General features: G+C 66.4%; 3 protein-coding genes and 1 pseudogene. All 4 read left to right on the forward strand.

Features of this window, described 5'->3' with window-relative positions; genetic code table 11:
• A partial coding sequence (locus AC1DNF_RS35215) for a methyl-accepting chemotaxis protein (RefSeq protein WP_478153519.1) occupies positions 1–436 on the forward strand: 436 nt, incomplete at its 5' end.
• A 99-nt stretch (positions 437–535) separates the two neighbouring features.
• A pseudogene (locus AC1DNF_RS35220) lies at positions 536–2126 on the forward strand (methyl-accepting chemotaxis protein).
• Between the two features lie 181 nt (positions 2127–2307).
• Positions 2308–4272, forward strand: a complete 1965-nt coding sequence (gene flgK, locus AC1DNF_RS35225; RefSeq protein WP_478153521.1) for a flagellar hook-associated protein FlgK — start codon at positions 2308–2310, stop codon at positions 4270–4272.
• 38 nt (positions 4273–4310) lie between these two features.
• Entirely contained in the window at positions 4311–5522 is a 1212-nt protein-coding gene (gene flgL, locus AC1DNF_RS35230) for a flagellar hook-associated protein FlgL (protein WP_478153523.1), read from the forward strand.
• The last annotated feature ends 158 nt before the right edge of the window (positions 5523–5680 follow it).

Raw genomic sequence — 5680 nt, forward strand, 5'->3', positions numbered from 1 at the left:
GCAGGTGGCCGAGGCGGGCAAGACGATGGAAGAGATCGTCGACAGCGTCAAGCGCGTGACCGACATCATGGGCGAGATCACGGCGGCCAGCCAGGAGCAGACCTCGGGCATCGAGCAGATCAACCAGGCCATCACGCAGATGGACCAGGTGACGCAGCAGAACGCGGCGCTGGTGGAAGAAGCCTCGGCAGCGGCGCAATCGCTGCAGGAGCAGGCCGGCAGCCTGTCCGAGGTGGTGAGCATCTTCAAGCTCGATGCCGGCTCCGGCGCCGTCTTCAAGCAGCTGCGACCCGTCGACGCGCCGAAGGCGGCGCCCCGGGCCGCGCCGAAGGCTGCCGCCAAGGCACTCCCGACCCAGCAGCGCCGGAAGTCGGCGAGCCCCGCGCCCAAGCTGGCCATGGGCGCCGCCGAGAGCGGCGACTGGACCGAGTTCTAGCAGGGAAGGCGGACGCGCGGCCTGACGACGGGCCCGCCCGCCGATCACTCACCCGGCCGCCATTCCCTGATAACGGCCATCAATGGAAAGAAGAAAAAAATGAAATGGTTTCAACGACTTCGCGTGACGGTCAAGCTGATCCTCAGCTTCCTTGTTGTCGCGGCTCTGGGCGCGGCGGTCAGTGCGCTGGGCATCTTCCACATGAGCCGCATCAATGCCTCGACCGAGAGGCTCTACAGCCATGAACTGCACGCCCTGCAGGCCGTGCAAGATGCCAACATCGACCTCCTCTATGCCAGCCGGGCCCAGATGGGCCTGCTTTCCGCCTCCACGCGCGGCGAGCGCAACGCCGGCGCCAAGGAACTCAGCACCGCCGTCGAAGGCCTCGAGGCGCGCATCGCGGAGGTGAAGCCCTTCTTCGCCGAGAGTCCTGAAGGGCAAAAGCTCTTCCAGCAGTACGAGACCCTGATGCCGCCCCTGAAGCAGCGCATGACCGATTTCGTCGCGCTGATCTCCAAGCAGTCGCTCGACAGTTCGCAATTCGACGGCCGCGTGAGCGAGGACAGCGCGCAGCTGCTGAAGGATTCGCGCGCGCTGGAAGTGGTGATGAAAGGCATGGTCGGCTACAGCGACCAGCTGGCCAAGGACAGCGTGGCGCGGTCCGGCGACACCTTCAGGACTTCGCGACTGCTGATGGTGGCGTTCGCACTGGGAGGCGTCGCAGTCAGCGTGGGCCTGGGCCTGCTGGTGGCCCGCGTGCTGGCGCGCCAGCTGGGCGGCGAGCCGGCGTATGCCGCCGACGTGGTGGGCCGCATCGCGACCGGCGACCTGACGGTCGAGGTCGATGCCAGCTCGGCGCGCGAAGGCAGCCTGCTCTACTCCATCAAGCAGATGCAGGACCAGCTCACCGGGGTCGTCAGCAGGATCAAGGACTCGTCGGACACCATCGCGACGGCTTCGAGCGAGATCGCCTCGGGCAACCAGGACCTCTCGTCGCGCACCGAGGAGCAGGCCAGTTCGCTGGAGCAGACGGCCGCCTCGATGGAAGAACTCACCAGCACCGTCAAGCAGAACGCGGACAACGCGGACCAACATCCTGGCGCTGAACGCGGCGGTCGAGGCCGCGCGGGCGGGCGAGCAGGGCCGTGGCTTCGCCGTCGTGGCCTCCGAGGTTCGCAGCCTGGCGCAGCGCTCGGCGGCGGCGGCCAAGGAGATCAAGACGCTGATCGGCGACTCGGTGGAGAAGGTGGAAGAGGGCAGCAGGCAGGTGGCCGAAGCCGGCCAGACGATGGACGAGATCGTGGGCAGCGTCAGGCGCGTGACCGACATCATGGGCGAGATCACGGCGGCCAGCCAGGAGCAGACTTCGGGCATCGAGCAGATCAACCAGGCCATCACGCAGATGGACGAAGTGACGCAGCAGAACGCGGCGCTGGTCGAAGAGGCTTCGGCGGCGGCGCAATCGCTGCAGGAACAGGCCGGCAATCTGGTGGAGGCGGTCAGTGTGTTCAGGCTGAAGGAGGACGAGGACAAGCCCCAAGCGGCGCTGACGCGGATCACGCCGATCACGGCCGCCCGCCCGGCCAAGGCCGAGCCGAAGGCGCGCTCCAAGGCACTGCCGGCGGGCAAGAAGGGCGGTGCCTCCGCGCCTCAACTGGCCATGGGCGACGACGAATGGGCCGAGTTCTGAGCGCATGACCGGGCGCCGCCGATGCCACCGTCCGGTGGCATCGCGCGTGGCGGCCGCCTTCAGGCCCGAGAGCGGCCAAAGGGGCATCCGCCTCTCAACATTCCGGTCGCTCTGCCGATATAGAGAAGGAAGGCATCGACGCGATGCCTCGAGAAACACCCATCCATACAGGTAGAGCCTTATGTCCGGAAATTTGTTCTTCACGGGTCTGAGCGGCCTCAACGCGGCACGCGACGCGCTGATGACCACCGCCCACAACACGGCCAACGTCTACACGCCGGGCTACAGCCGGCAGGTCGCCGAGGTGGCCACCAACGGCGCCATCGCGACCGGCTCGGGCTTCATGGGCACCGGGGTGCGCGTTACCACCATTTCGCGCAGCTTCGACGCGTACCTCACGGCGCAGCTTTCCAGCGCGCAGTCCTCTTCCGCCGCGCTGAGTACCTACGGCACGCAGATCAACCGCATCGACACGCTGCTGTCGGACAAGACCGCCGGCCTGAGCCCGTTGATGCAGAACTTCTTCACGGCCACGCAGGGCGTGGCCAACACGCCATCCGACCCCGCCGCGCGCCAACAGCTCATCAGCTCGGCGCAGGCCTTGTCCAACAAGTTCCGTTCCACGGACCAGTACCTGACGGATCTCAACTCGTCGGTCAATGACCAGATCCAGGGCAGCGTCAGCCAGGTCAATAGTTTCGCCAAGCAGATCGCCAACCTCAACCAGCAGATCGGCCTGGCCCAGGCCATGGCCGGCGGGAGCCCGCCCAACGACCTGATGGACCAGCGCGACCAGCTGGTGAGCCAGTTGAGCCAGATCGTCGACGTCAAGGTGCTGGCGCAGGCCGACGGCCAGTACAGCGTGTCCGTCGGCAACGGCCAGTCCCTGGTGACGGGCAATCAGGCGGCGACGATGCAGGCGGTGCCCTCGGCCGCCGACCCGACCCGCACGTCGATCGCGCTGCTCACCGTCTCGGGCAACGTGACCCAGCTCAACGACAACGTCATCACCGGCGGCTCGCTGGGCGGCCTGATGAGCTTCCGCGCGCAGTCGCTCATCCCGGCACAGAACCAGATCGGCCAGCTGGCGATGTCCTTGTCCGATGCCGTCAATGCGCAGCACAAGCTGGGCGTGGACCTGAACGGCGCGCTCGGCGGCAACTTCTTCACCACCGCGACGCCCGGCGTCTTCAGCAACAAGAACAACACCGGCACCATGGTGGTCGCGGCCGCCGTCACCAACACCTCGCAGCTCACCGCCAGCGACTACTCGGTCGACGTGAAGAACGTGGCGGGCACGCTGACCTATTCGGTGACGCGGCTGTCGGACAAGTCGACGGTGGCGACCTCCACCACTTTCCCCATCACCTTCGACGGCGTGAGCCTGTCGTCGCCCAGCGGCGCCGCGCAAGCGGGCGACTCCTTCCTCGTGCAGCCGACCCGCACCGGGGCGCGCGACATGGACGTGCTGGTGCTGGACCCGGCCAAGGTCGCGGCCGCATCGCCCATCATCACGGACAACGTCGCCGGCAACAAGGGCTCGGGCGCCCTGAGCCCCGCGACCGTCGATTCGACCTACCCGGCGACGCCGCTGGCCGCGCCGGTCACGCTGGCCTACGACACCGCCACCAACTCGTTGACGGGTTTTCCCGCCGCCGCCTCGGTCACGGTGACGCCGCCCGGCGGTGCGCCCACGACCTATGCGGCCGGCACGGCCGTGCCCTTCACGGCAGGCGCCACGATGAGCTTCAACGGCATCACCGTCACCCTGACGGGCGCGCCGGCGCAGGGCGACACCTTCACCATCGCCAACAACAGCGGCGGCGTCTCCGACGGCAGCAACGCGCTGCTGATCGGCGGCCTGCAGCGCAAGGCGGTGATGGGCAATGGCACGACCACCTTCAACGACGCGTACTCGCAGCTCGTCAGCCAGGTGGGGAATCGCGCCCTCGAAGTGAAGACCGCAGGCACCACGCAGGACAGCGTGACCGCCCAGATCAAGGCGAGCCAGCAGTCCGTCTCCGGTGTCAACCAGGATGAGGAAACGGGCAACCTGCTCATGTACCAGCAGATGTACCAGGCCAATGCGAAGGTGATCCAGACCGCCTCGACGATCTTCGACGCGATCCTCGGCATCAATGCCTAGGGCACCCACTCAACGTTTTTCGCAATCCAGGAGTCGTGATGCGTATCAGCACCAGTTCTTTCTACGAGCAGAACCTCAACGCGATGGGCGCGCAGCAGCAGCAGCTGTTCCAGGTCCAGCAGAAGTTGTCCACCAACAGCAAGTTCCTCACGGCCGCCGACGATCCGGTGGGCGCCGCGCGAGCGCTCGGCGTGACGAACACGCTGTCGCTGTCGGCCCAGTACGCCACCAGCCGCCAGCGCGCGACGCTCTCGCTTTCGCGGGAGGAGAACGGGCTCAATACGGTCACGTCCATTCTCCAGAACATCAAGACGCTGACCGTGTCGGCAGGCAACGCCACGCTGTCGGATGCCGACCGCGCCTCGATCGCCACCACCATCCAGAGCAATCTCGATCAGCTGGTGGGCGTGGCGAATTCCGACGACGGCAATGGCCAGTTCCTGTTCGCCGGCTTCAAGAGTGGCAGCGCGCCCTTCACCGCGACGGCCGGCGGCGGCATCCAGTATGTCGGCGACCAGGGCCAGCGCCTGATGCAGGTGGATGTGGCGCGCCAGATGTCGACAGGCGACGATGGCCGTACGATCTTCCAGACCGTGCAGGGCGGTGCGGGCTACGTGGCGTCCGACGCGGCGGGCAATACCGGCAGCGGCGTATTCGGCTCGATCAGCGTGAAGGATGCCACCGATCCGAACTACGGCAAGGACTTCACCATCAGCTTCAATGCCGGCAACTACACCGTGCAGACGAAGGACACGCCGCCGGTCACGCTCTCCACCGCCGCTTATGTCTCGGGGGACCCGATCTCCTTCGGCGGCGTGCAGATCAGTGTCACGGGCGTGCCCGCGAACGGCGACAGCATCGATGTGTCCACCGCCAAGAACGCCGGCACGGACATCTTCGCCTCGATCGGCCAACTGGTCACCGCGCTGCGCACGCCGCTGGCCGGTGGCGGCACGGCGGCGCAGGCCAAGCTCCTCAATGCCTTGAGCACCGCCAACGTGAAGGTCACGAACGCGCATGACAACGTGCTGACGATCCTGTCTTCGGTCGGATCGCGCATGAACGAACTCGATGCACTCGACACCGGCGGCACATCGCAGAACCTGCAGGACCAGAGCTATCTGTCGCAGATCCAGGATCTGGACCCGGCCAGCGCGATCTCCGAGTTCTACCAGCGCCAGAGTTCGCTGCAGGCCACGCAGATGACCTTCGCGAAGCTGAGCAACATTTCGCTCTTCAGCTACCTGTGAGCCGGCCGGGCTGATATGGCTTGATCCTGTCAAGAGGGCGAGCCGCTCTCTCCGGGTGCCGGATTTCAGAATCTTTCGCGAATGCCGGATAGGGAACGCGGCGGAGCCGGGTGCGTGAGCGACGGTTGATCATGCTGATATGCGTGGATTGGCTACCG

Source organism: Variovorax sp. 01T432, assembly GCF_056398605.1.

Excerpts from the sequence above, each read along its gene's own strand:
- flgK (WP_478153521.1), top strand. The coding sequence starts at position 2,308 with ATGTCCGGAAATTTGTTCTTCACGGGTCTGAGCGGCCTCAACGCGGCA.
- flgL (WP_478153523.1), top strand. The coding sequence starts at position 4,311 with ATGCGTATCAGCACCAGTTCTTTCTACGAGCAGAACCTCAACGCGATG.